At 68.8% G+C, this 1,638-nt stretch carries 1 protein-coding gene; it reads left to right on the top strand.

The window, feature by feature from the left end:
- Positions 1 to 139 precede the first annotated feature (139 nt).
- The gene (locus tag ACOVRJ_RS17000; protein ID WP_422045021.1) at positions 140 to 1,294 is read left to right on the top strand and encodes an IS110 family transposase; all 1,155 of its coding nucleotides are present in this window, start codon (positions 140 to 142) and stop codon (positions 1,292 to 1,294) included.
- Positions 1,295 to 1,638: the final 344 nt, after the last annotated feature.

Below are 1,638 nucleotides of genomic sequence, written 5' to 3'. Positions count from 1 at the left end.
CTAGACAGAATGGCTTCGTGAGTTCAGGCGGCCCGTCCCCCGCAACGCCGTAGGTTGCAGGCCGAGGGCCTGCCGAGCTACACCAACGCACCGGGCCGATCGTCGGCCGGATCGTTGCCAACCTGCGAGGAGACGGGCCATGGACCAATCTAGCACCGTGTACGTCGGTCTGGACGTGCACAAGGACAGCATCGACATCGCGCTGGCCGAGGCCGGCCGCGACGGCGAAGTCCGACACGTCGGCCGCATCGGCGGCGATCTGGCCGGGTTGGACCGCGCGCTGCGCCGGCTCATCAGCCGCGGTGCGCCGCTGCACATCGTGTACGAGGCCGGACCCTGCGGGTTCGTCATCTGGCGCCACCTCAGAGCGCAGGGCCTGGCCTGCGACGTCGTGGCACCCTCATCGATTCCCAAGCGCTCGGGCGACCGCGTCAAGACCGACCGGCGCGACGCCATCGTGCTGGCCCGCCTGGCGCGCGCCGGTGAACTGACTGCCGTGCGCGTGCCGCAGGCCGCCGACGAGGCTGTGCGCGACCTGGTGCGCGCGCGCGAGGACGCCGTGCGCGAGTGCCGCAACGCACGCCACCGCCTGAAGGCCCTGCTGCTGCGCAACGGCATCACGTATGCCGGCAAGAGCGCCTGGACGGCCGCCCACCTGCGCTGGCTGGCCACGCTGAAGATGGCCCACCCCACGCAGCAGATCGGGTTCCAGGAATACCTGCACGCCATTACCGAGGCCACCGCACGCATCGGCCGGCTCGAGCAGGCGCTGCGCGATGCCCTGCCCGGGTGGACGCTGCGCCCCCTGGTGCAGGCGCTGCACGCGCTGCGTGGGGTGCAGCCGATCGCGGCGATGACGCTGGTGGCGCAGTTGCAGGACTTCATGCGATTCGCCAATCCGCGCCAGTTGATGAGCTACGTGGGTCTGGTGCCGGGCGAGTACTCCTCGGGCCCGAAGCGGCGTCAGGGGGCCATCACCAAGGCCGGCAACAGCGCAGCGCGGCGCATGCTGGTGGAGGTGGCCTGGCACGACCAGCACAGCCCGCGCGTGACGCCGATCATCGCGACCCGGCAAGAGCACCTGCCCAAGGAAGTCACCGACATTGCCTGGAAAGCGCAACTGCGGCTGAACGCGAAGTTCAAGCGCCTGGGGGCACGGCGGGTGATGAAGACCAAGGCGGTGGTGGCGGTGGCGCGTGAGCTGGCCGGCTTCGTGTGGGCCATCGGGCGCCAGGTGCAGACCTCGGGCTGGCAGGGTGTGCCGATGGGCACGGTCGCTGCCACAACGCACTGAACGCACTGAACGCACCGAACGCACTGAGCGCACTGAACCGAGCGACCAACACTCAGGGCCCTGACCCGGGCCAACACGTCAGGAGGTGCATCACCGCAAAACCGCTTCGATGCCGCAGGGGGAACGCGGCGCAGCCACGGCCACTGGGGAATCCTCGACAACGTTATTGGTGGGCCCTGCGTGCGCAAGCATGCAGCGCGATCTCAGTCCCTAGAGCGAAGGCAGCCCCGCGACGCAAATCTGTCTTGAGGTATCCAACCCTCGCATATCAGCATGAACAACCGTCGCACATCCTTTACGGGTGGCAACCAAGTGCTCCGCCGCGTTCCCCGTGCGGCAACGGA

The sequence above is a fragment of the Roseateles sp. genome (assembly GCF_049240545.1).
Taxonomy (GTDB): domain Bacteria; phylum Pseudomonadota; class Gammaproteobacteria; order Burkholderiales; family Burkholderiaceae_C; genus Paucibacter_A.
The sequence above is the reverse complement of the archived record's forward strand: the minus strand, read 5'-3'. Positions and strand labels throughout refer to the sequence as shown.

What these genes read in the sequence shown, in the direction of transcription:
- ACOVRJ_RS17000 (WP_422045021.1), top strand. Translation starts at nt 140, where the DNA reads ATGGACCAATCTAGCACCGTGTACGTCGGTCTGGACGTGCACAAGGAC.